The organism is Hydrogenophaga sp. GW823-FHT04C09, assembly GCF_058796355.1.
In genome coordinates this window covers 96,990-122,006 of record NZ_JBXAIO010000003.1, presented here as the reverse complement: position 1 = coordinate 122,006, position 25,017 = coordinate 96,990, and the positions used below count along the sequence as shown (strand labels likewise).

The following is a 25,017-nucleotide window of genomic DNA, read 5'->3' as shown; positions in this document are numbered from 1 at the left end:
GCGACGAACGTGGCTTTCCAAGCGCCTGGAGGTGGCGCCCGGGGCGGCTCAGAGCGACGTGGTTTTGTCCTTGAAATCGCAACAGGCGATCACCGCGCAGCGCGGGCACAGCGGCTTGCGCGCCTGGCACACGTAGCGCCCGTGAAGGATCAGCCAGTGGTGCGAGTCCACCGCGTAGGCGGGCGGCACGCGCTTCATCAGCTGCAGTTCCACCGCCAGCGGCGTCTTGCCCGGCGCCAGGCCGGTGCGGTTGCTCACGCGGAAGATGTGCGTGTCCACCGCCATGGTGGGTTCGCCGAAGGCCACGTTGAGCACCACGTTGGCCGTCTTGCGGCCCACGCCGGGCAGGGCCTCGAGCGCCTCGCGCGTGCCGGGCACCTCGCCGCCGTGCTGTTCCACCAGCATGCGGCAGGTTTGCATCAGGTGTTTGGCCTTGCTGCGGTACAGGCCGATGGTCTTGATGTAGCCCTCCAGCCCTTCCAGCCCCAGGTCGAGGATGGCCTGCGGCGTGTTCGCCACCGGAAACAGCTTGCGCGTGGCCTTGTTGACGCCCACGTCGGTCGCCTGCGCCGAGAGCAGCACGGCGGCGAGCAGCTCGAACACGCTGGTGTACTCCAGCTCGGTCTGCGGGGTGGGGTTGGCGGCCTGGAGCGTGGCGAAAAAAGCTTCGATCTGGGTGGGCGTCATGGGCTGGGATTCTCGCTCAGCTCAGCCGCGCTCGGCCTCGGCGCGCAGCCAGTTCGCGAAGTCCAGCGCGTCGGGGTTGTCGTGCGCGTGCTCCGCCACTTCCACGTAATACCCCCGGCGCGTGGCCGCGCCGCCGCTGCGGAAGGGCGCGACCAGTTGCTTCTTGTCCAGCAGCGACTGCAGCAGCGGCAACCGGCCAATCACCACCCCCTGGCCGGCCACGGCGGCGGCCACCGCGTCGGCGTACTGGGTGAAGTGCATGGCGTTCTTCATGCGCATGTCCTGCAGGCCCATCACCTGGAACCAGGGGTCCCAGTCCGAGGTGATGGCGTGGCCGGCGGGTCTTTCCACGGTCAGCAGCGTGTGGTGGGCCAGGTCGGCGGGCTGGCGCAGCGGCGCGCCCGGCTGGCGCAGCAGGGCCGGCGCGCACAGGGGCTGCACCACTTCTTCGAACAGCGCCCGCCCGCGGCCAGCGCTGGACGGCACGAAGCGCACCGCCACATCCAGCCGATGGCGCTCCAGGTCCATCATGTCCATCGTGGCGGAGATGCGCACGTCCACCAGGGGATGGTCGGCGGCGAAGCGGGCCAAGCGGGGAATCAGCCAGAGCGAAGCGAAACCCTGTGTGCAGGTCATGGCGACCTGGCGCAGGCGCGGGCCGGGGCGCACGCGCGCCGAGGCGTCGCGCAGCCGCTCCAGCGCATCGCGCGTGGCCCGTTGCATCACCTCGCCGGCTTCGGTCAAGACCAGCGCGCGGTGCCGCCGCTCGAACAGCGGCGTGCCCAGGCTGTCTTCCAGCAGCTGGATCTGCCGGCTCACGGCCGACTGCGTGAGGTTGAGCTCCTGCGCGGCCAGCGTGAAGCTCAGCGTGCGCGCCGCCGCGTCGAAGCAGGGCAGCAGGTCCAGCCGCAGCATCTGCGAGCGCGGCAGCGGGAGCAGTTCGGCGCCGGTTTTCACATTCTTGAATGGCATGCGAAGCATTCGAAATGAACGTTTGTCCAGTATAGGACGGCTCCGTACATTCATGCACATCCCTGATGCGAAAGGAGCGTTCCATGACAACCGACACCTTGACCGTGGACCTGAACATGCCCCACCGGGCCGTGAAGGCCATCCCCTCGGGCGCCTTGCGCCTGGTCTGCCGCGAAGGCAGCGTCTGGATCACGCTGGACCACGACCAGCAGGACGTGATCCTCAACGCGGGCGAGCATTTCGTCGCCCAACCGCACCACCGCGTGATCGCCTACGCCCTGCAGACCGCCGTGCTGCGGCTGGAGCCGCTGCCCTGCGCGCGGCGCGCCACCGCCTCGCGCTGGAACTGGCTGCCCCGGCGCCGCGCGCGCGGTCTGGCCACCGCCTGAGGGCGCCCCACGTCGGTGCGCGAGAATGGAGGCCGTTGTCCATCACGACCTCACGGAAACCGCCACCATGCCCTTCACCATCCCCTTCGCCGACCGCCTCAACAACGTCGAAACCTCCGCCATCCGCGAACTCTTCAAGCTGCTGGGCAAGCCCGGCATCATCAGTTTTGCCGGCGGCTTTCCCGACAGCGCGATGTTCGACGTGGACGGGATCCGTGAAGCGGTGAACGCCGCGTTGACCGAAGAGGCCGGTGGCGCGCTGCAATACGGCGCCACCGAGGGCTACCAGCCCCTGCGCGAACAGCTGGCCGCCTTCATGGCCAGCAAGGGCGCGAAGGACGTGGGCGCGAACGACCTCATCGTCACCACCGGCAGCCAGCAGGGCCTGGACCTGCTGGGCAAGACCCTGGTCTCGCCCGGTGACAAGGTCATCGTCGAAGGCCCGACCTTCCTCGCCACCATCCAGTGCTTCCGCCTCTATGGCGCCGAGCTCATCAGCGCGCCGGTGGACGGCGACGGCGTGAAGACCGACGAGCTGGACAAGCTCATCGCCGAACACAAGCCCAAGTTCGTCTACCTGATCCCCACCTTCGGCAACCCCAGCGGCGGCCTGCTCAGCCTGGAGCGGCGCAGGCGGGTGCTGGAGATGGCGGTGAAGCACGACACGCTGATCGTCGAAGACGATCCATACGGCGACCTCTACTTCGGCGCGGCCCCGCCGCCCAGCCTGCTCGCGCTCAGCCCCAGCGTGCCCGGCAGCCGCGAGCGCCTGGTGCACTGCGGATCCTTGAGCAAGGTGCTCAGCCCCGGCCTGCGCGTGGGCTGGATGGTGGGCCCGGCCGAGCTGCTGGCCAAGGCCACCATGTGCAAGCAGTTCAGCGACGCCCACACCAGCACCTTCGCCCAGGCCACCGCCGCGCAGTACCTCAAGGCCGGCCGCATGCCCGCTACGCTGGACAAGGTGCGCAAGGTCTACGCCGAGCGCGCCATCACCATGGGCAACGCCCTGCGCCGCGAGCTGGGCGATGCGATCGACTTCGTGCAACCCCAGGGCGGCCTGTTCGTCTGGGCCAGCCTCACGGGTGCCGGCGGCAAGGTGAAGGACGGCGGTGAGCTGGCCAAGCGCGCGATCGAAAAAGGCGTGGCCTTCGTGCCTGGCGCGCCGTTCTTCGCGCGCAACCCCGACCACGCGACGCTGCGCCTGTCCTTCGCCACCGTGGGGCTGGAGAAGATCGAGGAAGGGATCGGGCGCCTGGGCCAGGCGGTCTGAGCGGCGTCGTCAGCCAGAGCGCTTCTTGGTGCGGCTCTCGGCCTTGCGGGATTCCAGCCGCTCCGCCTCGGCCACGGCCAGCACTTCTTCCAGTGCCGTGATGGCCAAGGCCATTTCCTGGCGAAAGAGCGGCGCTGCTTGCCTGGCGTTGTGCAGCACGTGCCTGGCGCGCTCCGGGTCGATCTCGCTGCCGTAGCGCCTGCGGCCCACGTGGCGAAAGCCGCGCAGATCATCCAGCAGTTGCTGCAGCGCTTCGCTGATCAAGGCATCGCGTGTCCCGGTGGCGGCAGCGGCGGTCTTGATCAACTTGGCGTGGTAGGCCGGGTCTTGCGCCATGGGCGGGTCCGTCCGCTTGAGGATCGCTTCCAGAATGGTCTCCATGCCGGTATAGACGCTGTTGACCGTGGCGCCGGCCAGCTTGCCGTAAGCCCAGTCCCCTGCGGCGGGGTTCTGAGCTTCCCAGCGCCCGAACTCCTCCAGCTCTTTGTCGAGCTTGGCCATCTCGGCCTCGAAGTCTCTTCTATGCATTCAGGCTGTCCTGTATGCGGGCAAAGGCGTCGGGTCCGATGGTCTCTTCGGCCACGACATCCACCGGGATGGTGAGGCGCTCGGCCAGCGTTTCGGAGACCGCGCGCATGGCCCCCAGCGGCCCGGGGTCGGTGATCAGCAGATCGATGTCGGAGTGGGGCGTGGTCTGGCCTGTTTTCATCGAGCCGAAGAGCCGGACCGTCACGCCTTTTTTCTTCATGGCCGCGATGATTGCGCGCGCCTCTTGCCGACCCAGGCGCAGACGCGCTTCGGCCTGCCGCTGTGTGCCGGCATCAGGTTGGTGGAGCGAGAGCCTGGGGTGGGCCCGCGTCTGCACGTGCATTGGGGGTTCAGGTGCCCTTGGTTTGGCGGGCCTGCCCCGGGGCAGCCTCGGGTCGGCCACATCCGAGGGGATGAGCCACAGGGTCAGCGGCCCCAGGCTGTGCTGGGCGGCGCCCGGGATTCGACCGGTGCGGCACAACTGCCGCACCCGTTCCGCGCTGATCCCATAGGCCTTGGCGTATTCCGCAGGCGAAAGCAGGGAGACGGGCGCACCCGATCCCCCGGAAGAAGGCCGGGCAGAGCGTCGAGCGGAGTGAACGGGAACCATGGCGCATTCTACAAAAAACGTAGACCCCCACAATATTTAATGAACCGCCGCTTGCCCTTCAGATGGACAGGACTTGGGCTTTCATATACTGTACGGAGATACAGTATTTTGAAGTTGCCCATTTTCCCCGCGCCTCCATCCCACCATGCTGCCCGCCGTTTTCTGGCAGGAGGACGATCCGTCCCCGGCCCCCACACCCGTTCGCCCGGTGCCGCCGCCCGCTGGTGGCCTGTCGGCGGCCGTGGCCGCGGCGCTGTGGCGGGGTGACCAGCTCGGCGCGCCGGTCTCGGCGGTGTGGCCCAGCGGCTTCGCCGCGCTGGACGCGCAGTTGCCTGGCGGTGGCTGGCCCGGCCACGGGCTGACCGAAATCCTCACCCCGCACAGCGGCACGCTGGAATGGCGCCTGCTCGGGCCGGCGCTGCGCCAAGTCTGTGCCGCCGGGCAGGCGGTGGTGGTGATCGGCCCGCCGCTGTCGCCGCACCTGCCCGGCCTGCGCTTCGAAGGCCTCGACGAGCGCCAGCTGGTCTGGGTGCAGGCCGACACGGCGGCCGAGCGCCTGTGGTCGGCCGAGCAGCTCATCAAGGCCCAGGCCGGCGGCGCGATCGTCGCCTGGCTGCCGCGGGCGAGGGCAGCGCAGATCCGCCGGCTGCAGGTGCTCGCCACCGGCTTCGAGTCGCCGGTGTTCGTGTGCCGGCCCATGCACGCCCTGGGCGAGTCGTCGGCCGCGCCGCTGCGCGTGCAGGCCTGCGTGGGGGTGGACTGGGAGCTGCAGTTGCGCATCGCCAAGCGCAAGGGCCCGCCGCTGGAGGCCACCCTGCACCTGCCCTCGGTGCCGGGTGGCCTGGCCACCATCCTCCCACCCCGGCTGCGTGAGCCCAGCCGGTGGATGCCCCGAACCGAAGAGAACGAGCATGTTGTGGTCCGCCCTGCTGCCCAGCCCGAGCGCCGGCACAGCCCCGCCCACTGAGGCCGCGCCGCAGCGCGCGCTGGCGACCTGGGCCTTGCAGTTCACGCCCCGCGTAGCCCTGGCCGACGAAGCCGTGCTCATGGAGGTGGCGGCCAGCGCGCGCCTGTTCGGTGGCCGCCGTGCCTTGCGCGAGCGCGTGTGGGGCGAAGCCCGCGAACTCGGCGTGGCGCAGCTGGCCTGGGCGCCCAACGGCCTGGCCGCGCTCGCGCTGGCGCGCGCCGGCATCGAGAACGGTTTCCAACGCCCGCTGGCCGCGCTGCTCGACACCCTGCCCATGGACACGCTGAGCGCCGTGCGGCCGCACCGGCTCACGCTCGAACACTTCGGCTGCCGCACGCTTGGCGACGTGCGCGCGCTGCCGCGCAGCGGCCTGGGCCGCCGCTTCGACCAGCTCCTGTTGCAGGCGCTCGACCAGGCCTACGGGACCGCGCCCGAGGCGCACGACTGGGTGGCGCTGCCCGAGCATTTTGAAGAGCGGCTCGAACTCATGGCCCGCGTGGAGCAGGCGCCGGCCCTGCTGTTCGGCGCGCGGCGCCTGCTGCGCGTGCTCAGCGGCTGGCTGGCCGCGCGGCGCGCGGGCGTCACCGCCTTCACGCTGCGCTGGGCACACGACGCGATGCGCGCGCGCGCGGCGGGCGAGGGCGGCGAGATCACCATCCGCACCGCCGAGCCCACGCGCGACATCGAACACCTCTGCCGCCTGCTGGGTGAGCACCTGGCGCGCGTGAAACTGCTCGCGCCCGTGGGCGACCTGGTGATGGTGGCCACCGAGGTGCGGCCGCTGCATGACGTGAGCGCCTCGCTGTTGCCCGACACCGTGCGCCAGGGCGAGCAACTGGGCCTGGTGCTGGAGCGGCTCTCCGCCCGCCTGGGGCCGCAGCGCGTGCTGCGCCCGGTGCTGTGCGAAGACCACCGCCCCGAATGGATGTGCCGCTGGCAGCCGGCCACGCTGCCCCTGCCGCGCCAGGGCGCGCCCGGCACCGAACTGCCACAGCCCGGCTTCGTGCTGCCCATGCCCTTGCGGTTGGCCGTGCGCGACCACCGGCCGGTCCACCACGACAGCGAACTGGTCATGCTGCTCGGGCCGCAGCGCGTGGAGGGCGGCTGGTGGGACCGCGTCGAAGGCGCCGAGCGCATGCGCAACGTGGTGCGCGACTACTGGGTGGCCCTGTCCCCGCAGGCCGGCGTGCTGTGGGTGTTCCAGACCCGGCTGGACGGCGCGCCCGCCTGGTACCTGCATGGGCACTTCGCCTGAAGGCATCGCCATGAACGCCGATGCCCTTCCCGATTACGCCGAGCTGCGCTGCCTCTCGAACTTCAGCTTCCTGCGCGGCGCCAGCCACCCCGAGGAACTCGTCGAGCGCGCGCAAGCCCTGGGCTACCGCGCCCTGGCCCTGGTGGACGAGTGTTCCCTGGCCGGCGTGGTGCGCGCCCACGTCGCCGCGAAAAAGCACGGCTTCAAGTTGCTGATCGGCAGCCAGTTCCAGGTGCGGTGCGACGCGCCCTTCACCCTGGTCGTGCTGGCCTGCAACCTCAACGGCTACGGCAACCTGTGCGAATTCATCACCCGCCTGCGCCGCAGCGCCCCCAAGGGCACCTACCGGTTGACGGTCGGCGACATCGATGCCGCGGCCCTGGCCGACTGCGTGGTGATCGCCGTGCCCGACCGCCACAGCGTCCAGGATCCGATGGACACCGTCGCGCGCTGGCTGCTGCAGCACTTCATGGGCCGCTGCTGGCTCGGCGTGGAACAGCTCTGCCGTTTCGACGACGAAATGCGCCTGCACCAGCTGCGCCAGAGCAGCGCGCTCACCGCCGTGCCGCTGGTGGCCGTGGGCGACGTGCGCATGCACGTGCGCTCGCGCAAACCCCTGCACGACGTGCTCACCGCCACGCGCATCGGCAAGCCGCTCACCGAATGCGGCTTCGCGCTGGAGCCCAGCGCCGAGCAGCGCCTGCGCGCGCGCCTCACGCTGGGCCAGCTCTACCCCGCCGACCTGCTGGCCGAAACCCTGGCGGTGGCCGCGCGCTGCGATTTTTCGCTCGACGAATTGCGCTACCAGTACCCGAGCGAGGTGATTCCCGAGGGAGAAACGCCGCAGAGCCACCTGCGCCAGCTGACCGAAGAAGGTGCCCGCAGGCGGTGGCCGCAGGGCACGCCCGAGGCGTTTGCGAAACAGATCGAGCACGAGCTGGAACTCATCGCCTACAAGCGGTACGAGCATTACTTCCTGACGGTGCACGACATCGTGGCCTTCGCCCGCTCGAAAGCCATCCTGTGCCAGGGCCGGGGCTCGGCGGCCAACAGCGTGGTGTGTTACTGCCTGGGCATCACCGAAGTGGACCCGGGGCGCACGGGCCTGCTGTTCGAGCGCTTCATCTCGCGCGAACGCGACGAACCGCCCGACATCGACGTGGACTTCGAGCACGAGCGGCGCGAGGAAGTCATCCAGTACCTGTACGGGAAATACGGCCGCGAGCGCGCCGCGCTCACCGCCACCGTCATCAGCTACCGCCCGCGCAGCGCGCTGCGCGACGTGGGCAAGGCCCTGGGCTTTGCGGAAGGCTCGCTCGATGTGCTGGCCAAACAGTCGCGCTGGTGGGACGGGCACGCGATCGCGCCCGAACGGCTCCAGGAGGCCGGCCTCGACACCGGGCAGCTGAAGGTGCGCCAGCTGCTGGAACTCACCTCCACGCTCATGGGGTTTCCGCGCCACCTCTCGCAGCACACCGGCGGCTTCGTGCTCACGCAGTTGCCGCTCTCGCGCCTGGTGCCGATCGAGAACGCCACCATGAAAGACCGCACCGTGATCGAGTGGGACAAGGACGACCTCGACGCCGTCGGCCTGCTCAAGGTGGACGTGCTCGCGCTGGGCATGCTCACCGCGCTGCGCAAGGCGATGGCCCTGCTCGGTGACAAAGACGGGCGGGCGTTCTGCATGCAGGATATCCCGGACAACGACAGCCCGACCTACGACATGATTTGCGCCGCCGACACCGTGGGCGTGTTCCAGATCGAGAGCCGCGCGCAGATGAGCATGCTGCCGCGCTTGAGGCCACGTTCTTATTACGACCTCGTGATCGAGGTCGCGCTGGTGCGGCCCGGGCCTATCCAGGGTGGGGCGGTGCATCCTTATCTGAACCGGCGGCAAGGCAAGGTGCCGGTGAGCTTTCCCGGGCCGGAGGGCGGAAAGGCCTTGAGGGCGGCGTTGGGCCGCACGATGGGCGTGCCCATCTTTCAGGAGCAGTGCATGCAGATTGCCGTGCTCTCGGCCGGCTTCACGCCCGGTGAGGCCGATGAACTGCGTCGCGCCATGGCCGCCTGGAAGCGCCACGGCAACGTGCAGAAATACGAGCAGCGGCTGGTCAAGGGCATGACCGATCGCGGGTACGAACTTGAATTTGCCCAGAGCATCTTCGAGCAGATCAAAGGTTTCTCCAGCTACGGCTTTCCCGAAAGCCACGCCGCCAGCTTCGCGCTGCTGGTCTATGTGAGCGCGTGGATCAAATGCCACCACCCGGCCGAGTTCCTCACCGCGCTGCTCAACAGCCAGCCCCTGGGCTTCTACACGCCCAGCCAGCTGGTGCAGGATGCGAAACGCCACGGCGTGGTCGTGCGGCCGGTGGATGTGCTGCACAGCGACCGCGACAGCACGCTCGAAGCCGACGGCGCGGTGCGCCTGGGCATGCGCCTGGTCAGTGGCATCGGCCACGAGGCGGCCGAGCGCATCGTGCAGGCGCGCGCGAAACAAGCCTTCCGCAACGCGCAAGACCTCGCGCGCCGCGCCGGCCTGGACCAGCCGCAGATGAAAGCGCTCGCCGCCGCCGACGCCCTCCTGGGCCTGAGCGGCCACCGCCGCCAGCAGGTGTGGGACGCCGCCGCGCTGCGCCCGCCACCGGCCTTGCTCAAGGGCGCGCCGGTGGACGAAGCCCCGCTGGCCCTGGCGCCCGCGCCCGAAGGCGAGGCCATCGTGTGGGACTACGCCAGCCTGGGCCTCACCCTGCGCCGCCACCCGCTCGCCCTGCTGCGCGAAGAACTCGCGAAACGCCGGCTCATGACCGCCGAACAACTCAAGGACGCGCCCAACGGCCGCCTCGTGCGCCACTGCGGCATCGTCACCCTGCGCCAGCAGCCCGGCACCTCTTCGGGCGTGGTGTTCGTGAGCCTGGAAGACGAAACCGGCGTGGTGCAGGTCATCGTGTGGCAGCGCATCCGCGAACGCCAGCGCGCCGTGCTCACCGGCGCGCGCCTGCTGGCCGTGCGTGGCGTGTGGCAGCGCGAGGGCGAGGCGCGCAACCTCATCGCCGGCCACCTCGAAGACCTCACGCCCCTGCTCAACGGCCTGTCCACCGTGAGTCGGGATTTCCATTGAGGCCCATCGGCGCTAGCATCGCCCCCATGAACCTCGACACCTGGCTCATCTACCTGCTGGCCGCCGCCGGCCTGTCCCTCTCGCCCGGCCCCAACGGCCTGCTCGCGCTCACGCATGGGGTGCTGCACGGCCAGCGCAAGACGCTGTTCACCATCTTCGGCGGCACGCTGGGCTTCGTGGCGGTCATCGCGCTGTCCATGTTCGGCATCGGCGCGCTGCTGCAGACCTCGCTGGTGTGGCTCACCGCGCTGAAGTGGCTCGGCGGCGCCTACCTCGTGTGGCTGGGCATCCAGGTCTGGCGCTCGCCGCCCGTGGGCGTGCAGCTCACCGAAGGCGACCGGGCCGGGCCGGCGCGCTCAGGCGGCTCGCTGTTCCGGCAGGGGGCCCTGTCCGCCGTCACCAACCCCAAGGGCATCCTGTTCTTCGCGGCCTTCCTGCCGCAGTTCATCGACCCGCACCGCAGCCTGCTGCTGCAGTTCCTGATCATGGCCGGCACCTTCGCGCTGGTCGAGGCCATCACCGAGCTGTTCATCGCCGGCATGGCCGCGCGCATCAGCCCCTGGCTGCGCCGCGTGGGCAAGCGCTTCAACCAGGTCTGCGGCGGCATCTTCGTGACCATTGGCCTGGCGCTGCCACTGCGCGGCTGAGGGGGCGGCTCAAAAAAACCGCCCCGAAGGGCGGTTCGCGCGATGGGAGAAGCTGTTTAAGCCTTTTCCTTGGCGGCCTTCACAGCACGGTCGTGAACCGCCTTGGCGTCCGCCTTGCACACCTTCTGGGCGTCACCGGCCTGGTCTTCGCATTTTTCCTTGGCGAGGTCGTAGGTGGTGTCCGCCTTGACTTCCTCGAGCTTGCGGGCGTTGCCCAGCGTGGCCTTGTACTTGTGCTCCAGCTCGGCCTTCTCGACCTTTTCCTTGCCCTTGGCTTCGACTTCGCAAATGTCCTTGGCGTTGTCCTTAAGGGCATCGCAGGACTTCTTGGCGGTCTTGTAGTTCATCTCGACGCGGTCTTTGGCCGCGTCGTATTCGGCCTTGGTCATGGCCTGGGCCGATGCGATGGCAGAGGCGGCGCACAGGGTGATGGCGGTGAGTGTCTTGATGTACATGGTTTTAATCTCCTGAGGGTTTCGAGAAACTTCATCTTCGCCCTGCGGCTGCATGCCCTCCGTAGGAAAAGCGCGCCGAGCCATGTAGGAGAAGCAGCAACGCTGGCCCGGCGCGGTCTTTCCATCCTTCGTGATTTTTGCCCTGATATGCCGCTGGCCATCCAGGAAGCGCGGCGAAGGCACCGCACAATGCCACGGCCCGACCGCGTTCCACAGGAGATTCGATGTACCAGGTATTCGACACGGACATGGAGATGTCTTCCATGATCGACAAGGTGTCCTTCCAGTTCAAACAGAAACTGTTCGAACACCCCGCGTTGAGCCTGGAAAACATCCAGCGCGCCATCCCCGAAATCAACAAGGATCTCATCTATTTTTCGGGCCACAAGATGAGCAAGGACGAGGACTTCGAGACGGCCATCACCGAGGGGCGCAAAGCCTTGCCGATCGAAAAGATCGTCGAGCACCTCCCGACGTCGAACTCGTACATCATGATCCGGGAGCCGGAAAGCCACCCCGCCTTCCGCGGGCTTCACGACGACCTGGTGAAGGACATCGCCCGGACCGTGAAAGCGCGCGGCCATGGCGTGCCCATCGAGCCCCGCTCCTACATTTTTCTCTCGTCGCCCCACAGCATCACGCCCTTCCATTTCGATCGGGCATCGAATTTCCTGCTGCAGATCGCGGGCTCGAAAGAGGTCACCGTTTTTCCGCCCTTGGACAAGCGCGTCATCACGCAGCCCGAGTACGAATCGCACATGGAGCGCGAGGTGGGCGCCCTCAAATGGAAGCCCGATTGCGAGGGCCTGGGGGTGTCGTACCACTGCGCACCGGGGGACGCGCTTCATATCCCTTTCCTGGCCGGGCATCACGTGAAAAATGGTCCCGAGGTGTCGGTGACCTTGTCGATTTTCTTCAACGACACCCGAACGCTCAAGCAGCTCAACGCGATGAGGTTCAACCACCGGGTGCGGAAGAAATGGGGGGCCTCGCCCATGGCGGTGGGCCAGAGCCATCGCATGGATTCCTTGAAGGCCTTGGCATTTCGAGGGTACGCGCGCTTGACCGCGTAAACGACGATGGGTCCCAGAGGCGCTGCTGTGTTCACCTGGGCATCGCTGGCCCTGGTGGCGCTTCTCGCGGCGTGCGCCACACCGCGCACCACCACCGTCGATTCCCTCGGCATTTCGTTCGTTCGAGTGCCGGCGGGCGAGTTCCTGATGGGCAGCGACGAATCGGTGCAGGCGCTGGCGGCGGCCTATCCCGCCTTGGAGCGGTCCCGCTTCGAGGGCTTGTCGGACGAAGCCCCGGTGCACCGCGTGCGCATCACCAAGCCCTTCGAGATGAGCCGGCACGAGATCACGGTGGGTCAGTTCCGGGCGTTCCTGCGGCGCTCGGGCCATGTGCCTGAATCGGTCGCGGATGGCACCGGGGGCTATGGCTACAACCCGGCCTACGACCCCGCCACCAGCACCCGGCGCGATGCGTTCGAGGGGCGGTCCCCGCGCTACTCCTGGCAAAACCCCGGCTTCGCGCAGGGCGACGACCACCCGGTGGTGAACGTCACCTGGAACGACGCGGTCGCGCTGGCCCGCTGGCTGTCACAGCAGGAAGGCCGCACCTACCGCCTGCCGACGGAGGCCGAGTGGGAGTACGCGTGCCGCGCCGGCGGCACGGGCCGCTACCAGCATGGCGACGACCCGGCGGGGCTGATCGGGGTGGGCAACACGTTCGATGAAGACGCTGCCGTGAACTGGCCGGCCTGGCGCGATCGGGCGGTGCCCGGCCGCGATGGCCATGCGTTCACGGCGCCCGTGGGCGCCTACACCGCGAACGCCTTTGGCCTGCACGACATGCATGGCAACGTGTGGGAGTGGGTGTCGGACTGGCACGGGGACGACTACTACGCGCAGTCGCCAGTGGACGACCCGACGGGCCCGGCCGATGGCGTGGTGAAGGTGCGCCGGGGCGGCTCCTGGCACACCTGGCCCTTGTACACGCGGTGCGCGTTCCGCAACTGGAACACGGTGCAGACGCGCTACACACTGGTGGGCATCCGCCTGGTGCGCGAAGCTTCGCGTTGAACGGCGTTACTTTCGATCGCCGGCCAGCTTGTCGGTGATGAGCCTCCAATGCTCAGGGCTCACCGGTGTGATCGAGAGCCGGTTGCCGCGCTTGAGCACCACCAAGTCGGCCAGCTCGGGCGTGTCGCGCAACTCGGGCAGTCCGATCAGCCGCGTCTTGCGCAGGGCCTGCACGTCCAGCAGCAGCCAGCGTGGCGCGTCGGGTTTCGACGCAGCGTCGAAATAGGGCGACTTCGCGTCGAACTGCGTGGGATCAGGCCGCGTGGTGGAGGCCACGCGCGCGATGCCGGCGATGCCTGGCTCGGGGCAGCTGGAGTGGTAGAACAGCACGCCGTCGCCGACTTGCATGGCATCGCGCATGAAGTTGCGGGCCTGGTAGTTGCGCACCCCGGTCCAGGGCACGGTGGCTTTCGGGGCGGCAAGCGCGTCGTCGATCGAACACTCGTCGGGCTCGGATTTCATCAGCCAGTATTGGGTCATGGTGGTGTCCTCTCTCTCTCGGTCTCAATGCAGCTTCACCAGCGGCGTGGCCCGCTTCACCAGAAAACGCGCCACCGCCAGCACGCCGGTGCGCAGCGTGCCAAGCACAGCCTGGTGGTGCATCAGGTGCAGGCTCACGTACATCATGCGGGCGAACATGCCTTGCACGTACCAGGTGGAGCGGAACAGGTTGCCCATGAGGTTGCCGACCGAGGTCTGCGTGCCCAGCGAGACCAGCGAGCCGTGGTCCTTGTAGACGTAGGGCCTGGTGCTCGCGGGCCGGTCGTTGGCGCGGCGCAGCAGCGCGTCAACGAGGTAGCTGGCCTGCTGGTGCGCGGCCTGCGCGCGTGGGGGAACGACGCCACCATCGGCCGTGGGGCAGGCGGCGCAATCACCCAGCGCGTAGAGGTCGGACTGGCCTTTCACCAGCAGGTTGCCTTCCACCTCCAGCAGGCCGGCGCGGGTGGTGGGCAGGCCGAGGGTGCCCAGCACGTCGGGGGCCTTGATGCCGGCGGCCCAGACCACGATGTCGGCCGCGAACACGCGGCCGGTGGCGTCTTCCACCTGCTCGGGCGTGATGCGCGCGACGCGGCAGTCGGTTTCGATGGTGACGTGGCGCTCCCGCAGCAACTGCGCGGCGGCGGCGGAGACCTTTTCCGGCAGCGGCGCCAGGATGCGGGCCGCGCCTTCGAGCAGGGTGATCTGCACGTCGCGGTGCGGGTCGAGCCGGCGAAAGCCGTAGCGCGAGTGCACCACGCTGGCTTCGCGCAGCTCGGCCGCGAGTTCCACGCCGGTGGCGCCGCCGCCGATGATGACCACGCGCACCTGGGCTTGCGAGCCCGCGCTCTTGCGCAGTTCGGCCGCGGTGAGCAGCTTGAGCATGCGCAGGCGGAAGTGTTCGGCGTCGGCCGGGCGGTTGAGCGAGAGCGTGTGTTCGGCCGCGCCGGGCACGTTGAAGTGGTTGGCCGTGCTGCCGACCGCGATCACCAGCTGGTCGAAGGGCAGGGTGCGCTCGGGGATGAGTTCCTCGCCGGTTTCGTCGGTGATGGGCGCCACGGTGAGGGTCTTGCCGGTGGCATCGAGCGCGGTCATGGCGCCGAAGCAGAAGGTGAAGCGGTTGTCGTGCGCGAGCATTTCGTACGACAGGCCTTCCTGGTGGATGTCCAGCGTGCCGGCGGCGACTTCGTGCAGCGAGGGTTTCCAGATGTGGAAGAGCTGCTGGTCGACCAGGGTGACCTGCTCCGCGCCGAGCTTGCGCCCGAGTTTGCAGGCCAGTTCCAGGCCGCCCGCGCCGCCGCCCACGATCACGATTCTTGTGTGCATTCTTTTCGTCCCAGTGGAAGATCGGCTTCCACTGTAGACGACGCGGCCCTCCCTCAGCTTCGCTCGGGCTTGTGGCCGGTCACGAGCACGAACTCGGCCGGCACCGCGTAGCCGGCGCCGCTGCGCCAGGGCGCGAGCGCGTCGAGGTAGCGGGCGAAGGCCCGCGCGCGCGCTTCGTCGCCAAAGCGCGACCAGGCGAGCGCCACCGGGCCACCGGCGAAGGCGGCGCTGCAGGCTTCGTCGCCGCTGGCGTAGTGAAGGCTGGTGTTCAGGCGCTCGGTCCGCAGCCCGGTCGCGCCGGCCTGGCCGCACAGCCGCGCCAGCGCGTCGCCCTGGCCGAGGCGGAAGAACAGCGGGCAGACCTCGGTGGTCACTTCGGCATCGACGATGGGAAACAGCGCCGACCAGCCGCAGCGCGCTCGCTCGCCCCACACCGCCAACCCCAGGCGGCCCCCCGGGCGCAGCACGCGCACCAGTTCTTTCAGGGCCTGCTCGGGTTCGGGCAGGTACATGAGTCCGAAGGCGCACAGCGCGGCGTCGAGGCTGGCATCGGCCAGCGCCAGCTGTTCGGCGTCCATGCGCTCCCAGCGCACGTGGCGCTGCCCGCTGGCCCGCGCGCGGCGCTCGGCGGCCTGCACCATGCGTTCCGAGAGGTCGACCCCGATCGCCTGGCCCTGCGGCCCCACGCTGTGCGCGGCGCGCAGGGTGACCAGGCCGGTGCCGCAGGCCACATCGAGCACGTGTTCACCGGTTTGCAGCGCCATGCGCTCCAGCAGGCGGGCCTGGGCGGGCGCCAACTGGTCCTGCCACAGCGCCTCGTAGTCGTCCGCGGCGAGGTCCCAGCCGTAGCGCTGCACGCGGCGTTGAAGGCGCGCGTCCATGGTGGGCCCTTTCGTCAGCGGCGGGTGATGACGATTTCGAGGTACTCGCTGGGCACCACCAGCGCGGTGGGGCCGCCCCGGTTGAGGCGGTTGAGCAGTTCGGTGAGGTCGCTCTCCAGCGCCTGGGCCTTGTCGGGCGGCAGCGCGGCGAAGGCCTTGTGCACCGGGCCGTACCAGGTGCGGAACACGTCGATGAAGTGCGCGGCCGAGCGGTAACGGAAATTGAACAGCCGGGGCGTGGCGTCGATCTTCGCGGCGGTGGACCCGAAGAGCTCGCGCAGATGTGTCTCCGTGCCCCAGAGCGAGGGCGGCTGCACGCCGGCCGGTGGTGGCAGCTGGCGCCCCAGGGTCTTGAACAGATGGCCGATGAAGCCTTCGGGCGTCCAGTTGGCCAGGCCGATGCGCCCGCCGGGGCGGCAGACGCGCGCCATCTCGGCCGCGCTGCGGGCGTGGTCGGGCGCGAACATCACGCCGAAGGTGGAGAGCACCACGTCGAAGCTGGCATCGTCGAAGGGCAGTTCTTCCACGTCTGCGACCTGGAATTGCACGTCCAGCCGCTCGGCCTGCGCGCGTTCGGCGCCGCGTTCGAGCAGGGTGGGCACGTAGTCGGTGGAGGTGACGCGGGTGCCCCGGCGCGCCGCGGCCAGGGTGGCGTTGCCGTTGCCGGCGGCCACGTCGAGCACGCGCTCGTCCCAGCGCAGGTCGCAGGCCTCGGCGAGCGATTCGCCGACGAGCTGCAGGGTGGTGCCGATGACGGCGTAGTCGCCGCTGGCCCAGGCGGCCTGCTGGCGGGTTTTCAGGGCAATGAAGTCGGTCGGTGCGTTCATGGTGTTTGTCTCGCTGAAGGGTGGCTGGCGTGCGGGCCGCGGTGATCGATGGCCCGGCATGCAGTGGAACGCGAGGGGGTGTGTGGTGTCCTGCCCGAGGCGCGCTCAGGGCTGCCCGATCGTCCGGATCTGACCCCGGGGCGCTGGCGCGGCTGACCGCACGTCCGGAAATGCTGTCCCAGCGTCCGGCCCGGGTGCATGAGCCGACGTGCTGCCTTGGTGCCTGGGGGTAGGGCGCCCATAATGCCTCGGCCCGGAGGTGCACCGTGACGCAACAACACATCGCAGAGGCCCTGCAGCGCGTGCAAGCCGTGCTGCTGCGCCGGCCCGAGAGCGGCTTGCACGAGGACGGCCCGGCCACCGCGCGCTGGACCGGCGGCACGCGCGTGGTGGCCAGCCACGCCAACGGCACCCAGGTGCCTTCCGACATGCCGAGCGAACTCGGCGGTACCGGCGATCTGGTGACGCCGGGCTGGCTGTTCCGCGCGGGACTGGCCTCCTGCGCGACCACCTCCATCGTGATGGCGGCGGCGGCCGAGGGTGTCGAACTCACCAGCCTGGAGGTGAAGGCGACCAGCCGCTCCGACACGCGCGGCCTGCTCGGCATGCGCGATGCCGACGGACAGGCGGTGAACGCCGGGCCAGGGGATGTGCAGTTGGCCGTGCACGTTCAGGCGAACGGGGTGCCACCCGAACGCCTGCGCGCGCTGGTGCAGGCAGCGGTGGGCCGCTCGCCGATTCCCAACGCGTTGCAGGCCGCGACGCCGCTGGCCTTGCGCATCGATGCTGGCTGAGAAGGCATGGACGCCCTGTCCGAAACCCTGCGCGTGGTGCAACTGGTGGGCGCCATCTTTCTCCAGGGCCGCTTCACCGCGCCCTGGTGTTACCAGTCGCCGCGCGCCGACGCGGCCGCGCCGCTGCTGGAGCCGGACGCCGAGCGGGTGGTGATCTTTCACCTGGTCACCGAGGGCGAGTGTTTCGTGGAGCTGGACCACCAGCCGCCGGTGCGGCTGGGTGCGGGGGATGTGATCGTGTTCTCGCAGGGCGATGCGCACCGCATGGGATCGGCCCCCGGCCTCACACCCGCGCCCGCCACGCCGTTGAAGGAACTGCTGCAGCGCCGGCCCCGGCAACTGATGTACGGCGGGGGCGGCGCGCCGACCCGGCTGCTGTGCGGCTACCTGGCCTGCGACGCGCGGCTGGCCCGCCTGCTGCTGGCCGGGCTGCCGCCGCTGGTGCGGGTGAACGTGCGCGGATCGAACGCGGGCACCTGGCTGGAAGCCTCGGTGCGCTACGCGCTGGCCGAGGCGCGCTCGCCCCGGCCGGGCGGTGCGGGCGTGTTGTCCAAGCTGGCCGAGGTGCTGTTCATCGAGGTGCTGCGGCTCTACATCAACGAGCAGAGCGCGGGCCGCACCGGCTGGCTCGCGGGCCTGGGCGACCGCGTGGTGGGCGCCGCGCTCAACGCGCTGCACCAGCGCCCGGCGCACGCCTGGACGCTGGAGGAACTCGCGCGCGAGGCGGGCACTTCGCGCTCGGTGCTGGCCGAACGCTTCCAGCACCTGGTGGGCAGCTCGCCCATGCAGTACCTGATCCAGTGGCGCATGATGCTCGCGGCCAACCTGCTGTGCCGCAGCAAGGCACCGCTCTCGCGCATCGCCGAGGACGTGGGCTACCAGACCGACACGGCGTTCATCCGCGCGTTCCGGCGCGAGTACGGTGTGCCACCGGCCACCTGGCGGCGCCGGCGCGCGGCGCAGGAGGAGTTGACCGAACCGACCTGATCGGCGCGGTTTTCCGCCGGGCGCGGTTCTGGCTACGATGGGCCATGAACATGGTTGACTGGCTCCCCGAAGGTTTCCCCCCGTTTCTCGCCGCCTGGCTGCCCACCCTGGTGCTCGTGCTGCCGCTGTGTCTGCTGGCCGAGCTCGTGTTCCGGGTCGGCCGCCGCGTGGTGCGGCGCGCCGCGCAGCGCGCCCCCATGGTGGCCAGCGTGGGGCGCGCCATCGAGGCGCCGGCGCACCTGGCGCTGCAGCTGCTGGCCCTCAATCTGGCCTGGCAGCAGGGCCCTGAAGGCCTGCCGGGGGTGGATCGCCTGCTCACGCTGCTGCTCATCGGCGTGTTCACCTGGCTGCTGGCGCGCGTGGTGCAGGGCGTGGCGCGGGGCGTGAACGAGGCCAACCCGCTGGCGGTGTCGGACAACCTCTCGGCGCGCCGCATCCAGACCCAGACCATGGTGCTCTCGCGCACCGTGCAGGGGCTGGTGGTGCTGATCGGCGTGTCGCTGATGCTCATGACCTTCCCGGCCGTGCGCCAGATCGGCACCAGCCTGCTGGCTTCGGCGGGCGTGGTGGGCATCGTGGCGGGTTTCGCGGCGCGGCCGGTGCTGGGCAACCTGATCGCGGGCCTGCAGATCGGCCTGAGCCAGCCGATCCGCATCGACGACGTGGTGATCGTGGAGAACGAGTGGGGCGTGATCGAGGAGATCACCGGCACCTACGTGGTGGTGCGCATCTGGGATCAGCGGCGCCTGGTGGTGCCGCTGCAGTACTGGATCGAGAAACCGTTCCAGAACTGGACGCGCCGCACCTCGGAGCTCATCGGCACGGTGTTTCTCTGGGTGGACTACCGCATGCCGCTGGCGCCGCTGCGCGAGGCCTTGCAGGCGGCCTGCGAGAAGTCGCCCCACTGGGACAGGCGCTTCGCGCTGCTGCAGGTGACCGAAGCGGGCGAGAAGGCGATGCAGCTGCGCTGCCTCGTCACGGCCGCCTCGGCCCCCGCGGCGTGGGACCTGCGCTGCCACGTGCGCGAGCACCTGATCGATTTCATCCAGCGCGAGTACCCGGGCTATCTGCCGCGCCACCGGGCCGAGCTCGACCCGCCCGAGCCGGCGGCATCGGGCCCCGTGGTCAACGGACCGCCGCCGGTGGAGGGTGGCGCGGCCGAAATGGAGACGCCCAGCACGCCCAGCCCGCCACCGGGCCGTGGCTGAACACGATTTTTTTGAAAGGAAACCCCATGGACCCGTTCATGCAAGCCGCCATCGACGAAGCCCGGCTGGGCCGCGAGGAAGGGGGCATCCCGATCGGCTCGGTGCTCGTGCACCAGGGCCGCATCATCGGGCGCGGCCACAACCGGCGGGTGCAGCAGGGCAGCGCCATCCTGCACGGCGAGATGGACGCGCTGGAAAACGCAGGCCGGCAGCCCGCGCGGGTCTACCAGGAATCGGTGATCTACACCACGCTCTCGCCGTGCCCGATGTGCAGCGGCGCGATCGCGCTCTACGGCATCCCGAAGGTGGTGGTGGGCGAGAACCAGACCTTCCTGGGCGAGGAAGACTGGCTGCGCGGCCGGGGCGTGGAGGTGCAGGTGCTGCAGGAACCGAGCTGCGTGCACCTGATGCGGGACTTCATCGCCGCCGAGCCCGGGCTCTGGAACGAGGACATTGGCGAGCCCTGAGGCGGCGCGGGGTCAGGGGCTGGCCGTGGCCTCGCCGGTGCCGCGCGGCCTGACCACTTCGCAGTGCCAGCGGTCGTGCCGCAGGATGTGGCCGGCCGCCTCCAGCTGGCGCAGCGAACGCGCGATGGTCTCGCGCGTGGTGGAGAGCAGGGCGGCCAGCGCCACGTGGCTGGGCAGGCGGATCGCCTGGCTGCGCTGCTCGCGCGCGTACAGCTGCAGCGTGGCGAGCAGCTTCTGCTGCAAGCCCTTGATGCGCATGACGCGCGACCAGTCGGCCAGCTGGCCGTGCGCGTCCACGATGTGCGCCTGGATGCAGGCGTGGAACTGGCGGTCCACCACGCCCAGGCGGTAGAAGTCGGGCACGTCCACGCTGCAGACCCGGCCGGTGGAGAGGGCCTGGGCGCCGATCTGCTCCTGGTGCCCATAGACCGCGTAGCCCCCGAGGGTCTTGCCCCGGCCGAGCAGGGCCACCGGGTGCGGCTGCCCGTCCTCGCCCTGTCGGGTGGCCATCACGGCGCCGATCTTGATGATGGAGATGCGCTGCGCCACCACGCCTTCGAGCTGGAGCGCATCGCCCTTGCCGAAGGCCGATTCCTCGATGCACGAGGCCAGCAGCTCGCGCGAGGCGTCCGGCAGACCGCCCATGAGGCAGACCTGCAGCGTGGCGCAATGGCCGCAACGCGTCCGGCAGCGGGGCGGCGGGACAGGCGTGGCATCGGTGGGCGCGGTCGGCTGTTTCATAGGGGCCCCGGGATTTAAACAAGGGTTCCTCCCCAGTAGACGCGAAACAGGGGCCTGGAAACGCGTGCTGCGTCACATCCGTTGCAGATTCCCGGTTTTCTGCTGCGTTTTTTGAGATGCCTCAAGGCCCTTGTGTGCCGAAATGGGGTCACATGCGGTCCTCTGCGGACCGCGGTGCGAGACCCCCACCTCCTTGAGAGCGAGACACTTGCCCATGCGAAACAACCAGCCCGTGACGCAGCAGGAATACGAGTTCGATGAGCGCAGCACCCTGCTGTCGACCACGGACACGCAGAGCCACATCGTTCATGCCAACGCGGCGTTCGTGGAGGTCAGCGGCTTCACCGCCGAAGAGCTCATCGGCCAGCCCCACAACCTGGTGCGCCACCCCGACATGCCGGCCCAGGCCTTCGCCGACATGTGGGCCACGCTGCGCCAGGGCATGCCCTGGTCGGCCCTGGTGAAGAACCGGCGCAAGAACGGCGACCACTACTGGGTGCGCGCCAACGCCGCGCCGGTGATGCGCAACGGCATGCTCACGGGTTACCTCTCGGTGCGCACCAAGCCGGGCCGCGAGGAGGTGCAGGGCGCCGAGGCGCTGTACCGGCGCTTTCGCGAAGGCCGGGCGCAGGGCTGGCGCTTCTTTCGCGGGCTGGTGGTGCGCAGTGGCCCGCTGGCCTGGCTGTCCTGGAACGGCTGGCTCGGCGTGAGCGGGCGCATCCGCCTGGCGCTGCTGCTGCCCGGCCTGGGCATGGCCGCCGCCCTGGCGTTCTCGGGCCTGCCGGCCGGGCGCGCCGCGTGGACCGTGGGCCTCCTGGTGCTGCTGCTGGCGGGGAGCGCGCTGTGGTTGCAGCGGCAACTGGCCGCGCCGCTCAAGCTGGTGCTGCGGCAGGCCCAGCGCGTGGCCAGCGGGCACGCTGGTGGGCTGGCCAGCCTGAACCGGGTGGACGAGATCGGCATGCTGTTGTTGACCGTGAACCAGTCGGCGCTGAACCTGCGCTCGCTGCTGGCCGACATGTCGTCCCAGGCCACCGGGGTCTCGGTGGCCAGCGGCGAGATCGCGCATGGCAACGACGACCTGAGCAGCCGCACCGAACAGACCGCCGCCAACCTGCAGCAGACCGCGTCGTCCATGGAGCAGCTGGTGGCGACCATGCGGCAGAACGCGAGCGCGGCCCAGGACGCGGCCACACTGGCGCGCCAGACCAGCGAGGTGGCGAGCTCGGGCGGCGATGCCATGCGGGCGATGGCGCGCACCATGGAGCAGATCACGCGCTCGAGCCACCGCATCGCCGAGTTCGTGGACGTCGTGGACGGCATCGCCTTCCAGACCAACATCCTGGCGCTCAACGCCGCCGTGGAGGCCGCGCGCGCGGGCGAGCAGGGGCGGGGTTTCGCGGTGGTCTCCACCGAGGTGCGCACGCTGGCGCAGCGCAGCGCGAACGCGGCCAGGGAGATCCGCGAACTGATCGACGGCAGCCTGGCCGGCATCCGCGAGGGCGCCACCCAGGTCGAGGCCACGGGGGCGCGCATGAACGAGATCGTGGCGCAGGTGAGCGACCTCACGCGGCTGATCACCACCGTCAACGCGGCCTCGGTGCAGCAGACCCGCGAGATGGAGCAGCTCAACACCGCCGTGGGGCGGCTCGATGAAATGACGCAGCAGAACGCGGCGCTGGTGGAGCAGAGCGCCGCCGCGGCCAACGCCCTGAACCACCAGTCGCAGAGCATGAAGAGCGCGGTGGGCATCTTTGCCTGAGGAGCAGACCATGTCCCCGACGCCCATGCCCGCCGCCGAAGATGTGATGCGGCGCTTCCAGATGCTGGAGATGATCGTGGAGAACACCTCCAACATGGTGGTGGTGACCGACGAGGAGCGCCGCATCACCTGGGTCAACGCCGCGTATTCGCGCATCACCGGTTGGCGGTTGGACGAATGCGTGGGCCGCCGCCCGGCCGAACTGCTGCACGGGCCGCAGACCAGCGCCCTGTCGCTCTCCCGCCTGGGTGCGATGGTGCGGCAGGGGCAGGCGGTGCGGGACTTCGAGTTGCTGAACTACAAGCGCTCGGGTGAGCCGTACTGGGTGGCGCTCAACATCGAGCCGATCCGGGACGCGGCGGGCCGGCTGACCAGCTACGTGTCGATCCAGACCGACATCACCGAGCGCAAGAAGCGCGAGCTGCTCACCGCCGACCTGCAGCACCGGCTGGAGCTGGCGCAGCGGCTGGCGCGGCTGGGCCGCATCGAACACGACGAGGACACCGGCCGCTCGCGCTGGACCTCGGAGATCTACCGCATCCTCGGTTGCGAACGCGACGAGGAGGCGCGCGGCGTGCAGGCGTTCATGGCGCACGCCCACGAGCAGGACCGGCCGATGCTGCAGGCCGCGCTGGACGCGGCCCTGCGTTCGGGCGACGAGATCGACGTGGAGTTCCGCGTGGTCACCGCCACCGGCGCCTGCCGCTGGGTGCGCTGCCGGGGCGTGCCGCACGTGGGGCCGAACGCGGTCGAGCTGCCGCTCACGTTTTCGGTGCAGGACGTCACGCTGTACAAGAACCTGATCGAGCAGCGCCACCGCCGCAACGAAGACCTGAACCAGCAGGTGCTGATGCGCACGCGCCAGCTGGAGGAGGCCTACGGCTCACTGGAGGAGTTCTCGTACGCGCTTTCGCACGACCTGCGCACGCCGCTGCGCCACATCGCCGGGTTCGCCGAGCTGCTCAAGGAAGAGGTGAGCGCGGGCGACGTGCAGGGCAGCCTGCCGTACTGCGACAAGATCATCCGCGCCGCGGTGCAGATGCGGCACCTCATCGACGGCATGCTGTCGTTCGCGCGCCTGGGTCGCAAGGGCATGAAAGTGGGGGCGGTCGACATGGCCGCGCTGGTGGACGAGACCGTGGCGGCGCTGGCGATCGACGCCGGCATGAAGAAGCTGCGCTGGCGCATTCAGCCCGGCCTGCCCACGGTGCAGGGCGACCCGGTGTTGCTGCGCGAGGTGTGGGTCAACCTGCTGGACAACGCGGTGAAGTACGCGTCCCACCGCGAGGTGATCGAGATCGAGGTGGGCTGGCGCGCGCTGCCCGACGGCACCAAGTTCCACGTGAGCGACAACGGCGTGGGTTTCGAGCCGGGGCAGGCGGAGCGGCTGTTCGGCATGTTCCAGCGCCTGCACAGCGACCCGCGCTTCGAGGGCGCGGGCATCGGGCTGGCGCTGGTGCGCCGCATCGTGGAGTACCACGGCGGGCGCATCTGGGCCGACGCCTGCCCCGACCAGGGGGCCAGCTTCCATGTGTTCCTGCCCTTGACGGTGGCGCCGGACGCCCCCGACGAGGCCCACGGGCGGCCCGAGGACGCGCCGCCCGTGGGCCGCAGCGCCTGAAAAGCGCCTGAACAGGCCTACATCCAGAGCGCGCGCCAGGCCAGCCGGGGCAGGTCGCTCTTGTGCAGCGTCACGCGGGTCTGCCAGCTGCGGTGGTGCTGGGCGGCAATGCCGTCGAGGATGCGCAGGCCGCCTTGCACCACCAGGCGCAGCTCCCAGCCGGCGCGGCCCGGCACGCGGTGCACCAGGGGCGCGCCCTGCTGCATGAGGCCACGCGCGTAGGCGCAGAGCTCGGCCACCACGGCCTGCATGGCCTGTTCCTTGCTGCCATGGTTCGATTCGAAGTCGGCCACGGCCACGCCCTGGCGCCGCAAGGTGTCGGCCGGCAGGTAGCAGCGCCCGCGCGGCAGGTCCACGCTGATGTCCTGCCAGAAGTTGATGAGTTGCAAGGCGCTGCAGATCTGGTCGCTCTGGCGCAGCGAAGCCTCGTCGCGCACCCCATACAGGTGCAGCAGCAGGCGGCCCACCGGGTTGGCCGACAGCCGGCAGTAGGCCAGCAGCTCGGGGGTGTCGGCGTAGCGGTGACCGCTCGCGGTGTGGCGCACGTCTTGCTCGAAGGCGCTGAGCAGGTCGTGCAGGCACGGGGCGGGCAGGGCATGGCGGCGCGCGGCCTTGCCCAGCGCGCGGAAGATGCCGGGCCAGCGCGCTTCGGGCATGTCCAGCGTGGAGCGCGAGGTGGGTTGCAGGCAGCGGTGCAGTTCGGCGCGGTAGGCGGCCAGGTCGGCCAGGCGCTGCGCCGCTTGGGCATCGCCTTCGTCGGCAATGTCGTCGGCCGTGCGGGCGAAGTGATAGATGGCGCCCACGGCCGGACGCAGCGCCGGCGGGCACAGCCAGGAGGCGACGGGGAAGTTCTCGTAGTGCCCGACACCCGAGCCCAGCGGCGTCGCGTCAGCCCCGTTGGATGACGTTTTTGTCATGAAGAAAGTTCATGGATTTGATCTACAATT

The 25,017-nt window shown here is 69.7% G+C and carries 25 protein-coding genes; 14 read left to right on the top strand and 11 right to left on the bottom strand.

Going from position 1 to position 25,017, the window contains the following annotated elements:
• Positions 1-48: 48 nt before the first annotated feature.
• Together nth and AC1Q9M_RS09630 are read right to left on the bottom strand one after the other, a co-directional pair.
• Positions 49-687 (bottom strand): endonuclease III, encoded by a 639-nt coding sequence (nth, locus tag AC1Q9M_RS09635; RefSeq protein WP_382157082.1) that lies wholly within the window; start codon positions 685-687, stop codon positions 49-51.
• Positions 688-708: 21 nt separating this feature from the next.
• Positions 709-1,659, bottom strand: coding sequence for a LysR substrate-binding domain-containing protein (locus tag AC1Q9M_RS09630; RefSeq protein WP_382157084.1), 951 nt, complete (start codon positions 1,657-1,659; stop codon positions 709-711).
• Positions 1,660-1,742: 83 nt separating this feature from the next.
• Here AC1Q9M_RS09630 and AC1Q9M_RS09625 point away from each other — a divergent pair, with 83 nt between their 5' ends.
• On the top strand, positions 1,743-2,048 hold the full coding sequence (locus AC1Q9M_RS09625) for a DUF2917 domain-containing protein (protein ID WP_492433510.1): 306 nt from the start codon (positions 1,743-1,745) through the stop codon (positions 2,046-2,048).
• 79 nt (positions 2,049-2,127) lie between these two features.
• The gene (locus tag AC1Q9M_RS09620) at positions 2,128-3,318 is read left to right on the top strand and encodes an aminotransferase-like domain-containing protein (RefSeq protein WP_492434008.1); all 1,191 of its coding nucleotides are present in this window, start codon (positions 2,128-2,130) and stop codon (positions 3,316-3,318) included.
• A 9-nt stretch (positions 3,319-3,327) separates the two neighbouring features.
• On the opposite strand, the gene AC1Q9M_RS09615 is transcribed toward AC1Q9M_RS09620, so the two are convergent.
• Positions 3,328-3,846, bottom strand: coding sequence for a ribonuclease toxin HepT-like protein (locus AC1Q9M_RS09615; protein ID WP_492433508.1), 519 nt, complete (start codon positions 3,844-3,846; stop codon positions 3,328-3,330).
• Positions 3,839-4,189, bottom strand: coding sequence for a nucleotidyltransferase domain-containing protein (locus AC1Q9M_RS09610; protein ID WP_382157089.1), 351 nt, complete (start codon positions 4,187-4,189; stop codon positions 3,839-3,841). The genes AC1Q9M_RS09615 and AC1Q9M_RS09610 overlap by 8 nt, the downstream gene beginning before the upstream one ends.
• A gap of 412 nt (positions 4,190-4,601) precedes the next feature.
• Here AC1Q9M_RS09610 and imuA point away from each other — a divergent pair, with 412 nt between their 5' ends.
• Genes imuA through AC1Q9M_RS09590 form a run of 4 tightly spaced genes read left to right on the top strand, consistent with a single transcriptional unit; the run spans position 4,602 to position 10,443 of the window.
• The gene (gene imuA, locus AC1Q9M_RS09605; protein ID WP_382325421.1) at positions 4,602-5,423 is read left to right on the top strand and encodes a translesion DNA synthesis-associated protein ImuA; all 822 of its coding nucleotides are present in this window, start codon (positions 4,602-4,604) and stop codon (positions 5,421-5,423) included.
• A complete protein-coding gene (locus AC1Q9M_RS09600; RefSeq protein WP_492433506.1) occupies positions 5,368-6,678 on the top strand; it encodes a Y-family DNA polymerase in 1,311 nt (436 codons plus the stop codon). Before imuA ends, AC1Q9M_RS09600 begins: the two co-directional genes overlap by 56 nt.
• On the top strand, positions 6,662-9,796 hold the full coding sequence (locus AC1Q9M_RS09595; RefSeq protein WP_492433504.1) for an error-prone DNA polymerase: 3,135 nt from the start codon (positions 6,662-6,664) through the stop codon (positions 9,794-9,796). The genes AC1Q9M_RS09600 and AC1Q9M_RS09595 overlap by 17 nt, the downstream gene beginning before the upstream one ends.
• A gap of 26 nt (positions 9,797-9,822) precedes the next feature.
• A complete protein-coding gene (locus AC1Q9M_RS09590) occupies positions 9,823-10,443 on the top strand; it encodes a LysE family translocator (RefSeq protein WP_492433502.1) in 621 nt (206 codons plus the stop codon).
• A gap of 56 nt (positions 10,444-10,499) precedes the next feature.
• Here AC1Q9M_RS09590 and AC1Q9M_RS09585 read toward each other — a convergent pair whose 3' ends face one another.
• Positions 10,500-10,898: a hypothetical protein gene (locus tag AC1Q9M_RS09585; protein ID WP_382157099.1), complete on the bottom strand. Its 399-nt coding sequence runs from the start codon at positions 10,896-10,898 to the stop codon at positions 10,500-10,502.
• Positions 10,899-11,122: 224 nt separating this feature from the next.
• On the opposite strand from AC1Q9M_RS09585, the gene AC1Q9M_RS09580 reads away from it, so the two are divergent.
• Both AC1Q9M_RS09580 and AC1Q9M_RS09575 read left to right on the top strand, forming a co-directional pair.
• Positions 11,123-11,971, top strand: a complete 849-nt coding sequence (locus AC1Q9M_RS09580; RefSeq protein WP_492433500.1) for a cupin-like domain-containing protein — start codon at positions 11,123-11,125, stop codon at positions 11,969-11,971.
• Between the two features lie 6 nt (positions 11,972-11,977).
• Positions 11,978-12,982: a formylglycine-generating enzyme family protein gene (locus AC1Q9M_RS09575; protein WP_492433498.1), complete on the top strand. Its 1,005-nt coding sequence runs from the start codon at positions 11,978-11,980 to the stop codon at positions 12,980-12,982.
• A gap of 6 nt (positions 12,983-12,988) precedes the next feature.
• Here AC1Q9M_RS09575 and AC1Q9M_RS09570 read toward each other — a convergent pair whose 3' ends face one another.
• Genes AC1Q9M_RS09570 through AC1Q9M_RS09555 form a run of 4 tightly spaced genes read right to left on the bottom strand, consistent with a single transcriptional unit; the run spans position 12,989 to position 16,493 of the window.
• Complete coding sequence (locus AC1Q9M_RS09570; protein WP_492433496.1) at positions 12,989-13,462, bottom strand: EVE domain-containing protein; 474 nt, start codon at positions 13,460-13,462, stop codon at positions 12,989-12,991.
• Between the two features lie 24 nt (positions 13,463-13,486).
• The gene (locus AC1Q9M_RS09565; protein ID WP_492433494.1) at positions 13,487-14,785 is read right to left on the bottom strand and encodes an NAD(P)/FAD-dependent oxidoreductase; all 1,299 of its coding nucleotides are present in this window, start codon (positions 14,783-14,785) and stop codon (positions 13,487-13,489) included.
• 53 nt (positions 14,786-14,838) lie between these two features.
• A complete protein-coding gene (locus AC1Q9M_RS09560) occupies positions 14,839-15,666 on the bottom strand; it encodes a class I SAM-dependent methyltransferase (RefSeq protein WP_492433492.1) in 828 nt (275 codons plus the stop codon).
• 14 nt (positions 15,667-15,680) lie between these two features.
• Positions 15,681-16,493, bottom strand: coding sequence for a class I SAM-dependent methyltransferase (locus tag AC1Q9M_RS09555; RefSeq protein WP_492433490.1), 813 nt, complete (start codon positions 16,491-16,493; stop codon positions 15,681-15,683).
• Between the two features lie 266 nt (positions 16,494-16,759).
• Here AC1Q9M_RS09555 and AC1Q9M_RS09550 point away from each other — a divergent pair, with 266 nt between their 5' ends.
• Genes AC1Q9M_RS09550 through AC1Q9M_RS09535 form a run of 4 tightly spaced genes read left to right on the top strand, consistent with a single transcriptional unit; the run spans position 16,760 to position 19,949 of the window.
• A complete protein-coding gene (locus AC1Q9M_RS09550) occupies positions 16,760-17,287 on the top strand; it encodes an OsmC family protein (protein ID WP_492433488.1) in 528 nt (175 codons plus the stop codon).
• Positions 17,288-17,293: 6 nt separating this feature from the next.
• Positions 17,294-18,274, top strand: a complete 981-nt coding sequence (locus AC1Q9M_RS09545) for an AraC family transcriptional regulator (protein WP_444686791.1) — start codon at positions 17,294-17,296, stop codon at positions 18,272-18,274.
• Between the two features lie 44 nt (positions 18,275-18,318).
• Positions 18,319-19,482 carry a mechanosensitive ion channel family protein gene (locus AC1Q9M_RS09540; protein ID WP_382157117.1) on the top strand — a complete coding sequence of 388 codons (1,164 nt, stop codon included), beginning with the start codon at positions 18,319-18,321 and terminating at the stop codon, positions 19,480-19,482.
• Positions 19,483-19,508: 26 nt separating this feature from the next.
• Complete coding sequence (locus tag AC1Q9M_RS09535) at positions 19,509-19,949, top strand: nucleoside deaminase (protein ID WP_382325394.1); 441 nt, start codon at positions 19,509-19,511, stop codon at positions 19,947-19,949.
• Positions 19,950-19,961: 12 nt separating this feature from the next.
• On the opposite strand, the gene AC1Q9M_RS09530 is transcribed toward AC1Q9M_RS09535, so the two are convergent.
• Positions 19,962-20,690 (bottom strand): Crp/Fnr family transcriptional regulator, encoded by a 729-nt coding sequence (locus tag AC1Q9M_RS09530; protein ID WP_492433485.1) that lies wholly within the window; start codon positions 20,688-20,690, stop codon positions 19,962-19,964.
• A gap of 214 nt (positions 20,691-20,904) precedes the next feature.
• On the opposite strand from AC1Q9M_RS09530, the gene AC1Q9M_RS09525 reads away from it, so the two are divergent.
• Together AC1Q9M_RS09525 and AC1Q9M_RS09520 are read left to right on the top strand one after the other, a co-directional pair.
• Positions 20,905-22,449, top strand: coding sequence for a methyl-accepting chemotaxis protein (locus AC1Q9M_RS09525; RefSeq protein ID WP_492433483.1), 1,545 nt, complete (start codon positions 20,905-20,907; stop codon positions 22,447-22,449).
• A gap of 10 nt (positions 22,450-22,459) precedes the next feature.
• The gene (locus AC1Q9M_RS09520) at positions 22,460-24,070 is read left to right on the top strand and encodes a sensor histidine kinase (protein ID WP_492433481.1); all 1,611 of its coding nucleotides are present in this window, start codon (positions 22,460-22,462) and stop codon (positions 24,068-24,070) included.
• Positions 24,071-24,087: 17 nt separating this feature from the next.
• Here AC1Q9M_RS09520 and hpnC read toward each other — a convergent pair whose 3' ends face one another.
• Positions 24,088-24,987 carry a squalene synthase HpnC gene (gene hpnC, locus AC1Q9M_RS09515; protein WP_382325388.1) on the bottom strand — a complete coding sequence of 300 codons (900 nt, stop codon included), beginning with the start codon at positions 24,985-24,987 and terminating at the stop codon, positions 24,088-24,090.
• Positions 24,988-25,017: the final 30 nt, after the last annotated feature.

What these genes read in the sequence shown, in the direction of transcription:
- nth (WP_382157082.1), bottom strand. Translation starts at nt 687, where the DNA reads ATGACGCCCACCCAGATCGAAGCTTTTTTCGCCACGCTCCAGGCCGCC.
- AC1Q9M_RS09630 (WP_382157084.1), bottom strand. Translation starts at nt 1,659, where the DNA reads ATGCCATTCAAGAATGTGAAAACCGGCGCCGAACTGCTCCCGCTGCCG.
- AC1Q9M_RS09625 (WP_492433510.1), top strand. Translation starts at nt 1,743, where the DNA reads ATGACAACCGACACCTTGACCGTGGACCTGAACATGCCCCACCGGGCC.
- AC1Q9M_RS09615 (WP_492433508.1), bottom strand. Translation starts at nt 3,846, where the DNA reads ATGCATAGAAGAGACTTCGAGGCCGAGATGGCCAAGCTCGACAAAGAG.
- AC1Q9M_RS09610 (WP_382157089.1), bottom strand. Translation starts at nt 4,189, where the DNA reads ATGCACGTGCAGACGCGGGCCCACCCCAGGCTCTCGCTCCACCAACCT.
- imuA (WP_382325421.1), top strand. Translation starts at nt 4,602, where the DNA reads ATGCTGCCCGCCGTTTTCTGGCAGGAGGACGATCCGTCCCCGGCCCCC.
- AC1Q9M_RS09600 (WP_492433506.1), top strand. Translation starts at nt 5,368, where the DNA reads ATGTTGTGGTCCGCCCTGCTGCCCAGCCCGAGCGCCGGCACAGCCCCG.
- AC1Q9M_RS09595 (WP_492433504.1), top strand. Translation starts at nt 6,662, where the DNA reads ATGGGCACTTCGCCTGAAGGCATCGCCATGAACGCCGATGCCCTTCCC.
- AC1Q9M_RS09590 (WP_492433502.1), top strand. Translation starts at nt 9,823, where the DNA reads ATGAACCTCGACACCTGGCTCATCTACCTGCTGGCCGCCGCCGGCCTG.
- AC1Q9M_RS09585 (WP_382157099.1), bottom strand. Translation starts at nt 10,898, where the DNA reads ATGTACATCAAGACACTCACCGCCATCACCCTGTGCGCCGCCTCTGCC.
- AC1Q9M_RS09580 (WP_492433500.1), top strand. Translation starts at nt 11,123, where the DNA reads ATGTACCAGGTATTCGACACGGACATGGAGATGTCTTCCATGATCGAC.
- AC1Q9M_RS09575 (WP_492433498.1), top strand. Translation starts at nt 11,978, where the DNA reads ATGGGTCCCAGAGGCGCTGCTGTGTTCACCTGGGCATCGCTGGCCCTG.
- AC1Q9M_RS09570 (WP_492433496.1), bottom strand. Translation starts at nt 13,462, where the DNA reads ATGACCCAATACTGGCTGATGAAATCCGAGCCCGACGAGTGTTCGATC.
- AC1Q9M_RS09565 (WP_492433494.1), bottom strand. Translation starts at nt 14,785, where the DNA reads ATGCACACAAGAATCGTGATCGTGGGCGGCGGCGCGGGCGGCCTGGAA.
- AC1Q9M_RS09560 (WP_492433492.1), bottom strand. Translation starts at nt 15,666, where the DNA reads ATGGACGCGCGCCTTCAACGCCGCGTGCAGCGCTACGGCTGGGACCTC.
- AC1Q9M_RS09555 (WP_492433490.1), bottom strand. Translation starts at nt 16,493, where the DNA reads ATGAACGCACCGACCGACTTCATTGCCCTGAAAACCCGCCAGCAGGCC.
- AC1Q9M_RS09545 (WP_444686791.1), top strand. Translation starts at nt 17,294, where the DNA reads ATGGACGCCCTGTCCGAAACCCTGCGCGTGGTGCAACTGGTGGGCGCC.
- AC1Q9M_RS09540 (WP_382157117.1), top strand. Translation starts at nt 18,319, where the DNA reads ATGAACATGGTTGACTGGCTCCCCGAAGGTTTCCCCCCGTTTCTCGCC.
- AC1Q9M_RS09535 (WP_382325394.1), top strand. Translation starts at nt 19,509, where the DNA reads ATGGACCCGTTCATGCAAGCCGCCATCGACGAAGCCCGGCTGGGCCGC.
- AC1Q9M_RS09530 (WP_492433485.1), bottom strand. Translation starts at nt 20,690, where the DNA reads ATGAAACAGCCGACCGCGCCCACCGATGCCACGCCTGTCCCGCCGCCC.
- AC1Q9M_RS09525 (WP_492433483.1), top strand. Translation starts at nt 20,905, where the DNA reads ATGCGAAACAACCAGCCCGTGACGCAGCAGGAATACGAGTTCGATGAG.
- AC1Q9M_RS09520 (WP_492433481.1), top strand. Translation starts at nt 22,460, where the DNA reads ATGTCCCCGACGCCCATGCCCGCCGCCGAAGATGTGATGCGGCGCTTC.
- hpnC (WP_382325388.1), bottom strand. Translation starts at nt 24,987, where the DNA reads ATGACAAAAACGTCATCCAACGGGGCTGACGCGACGCCGCTGGGCTCG.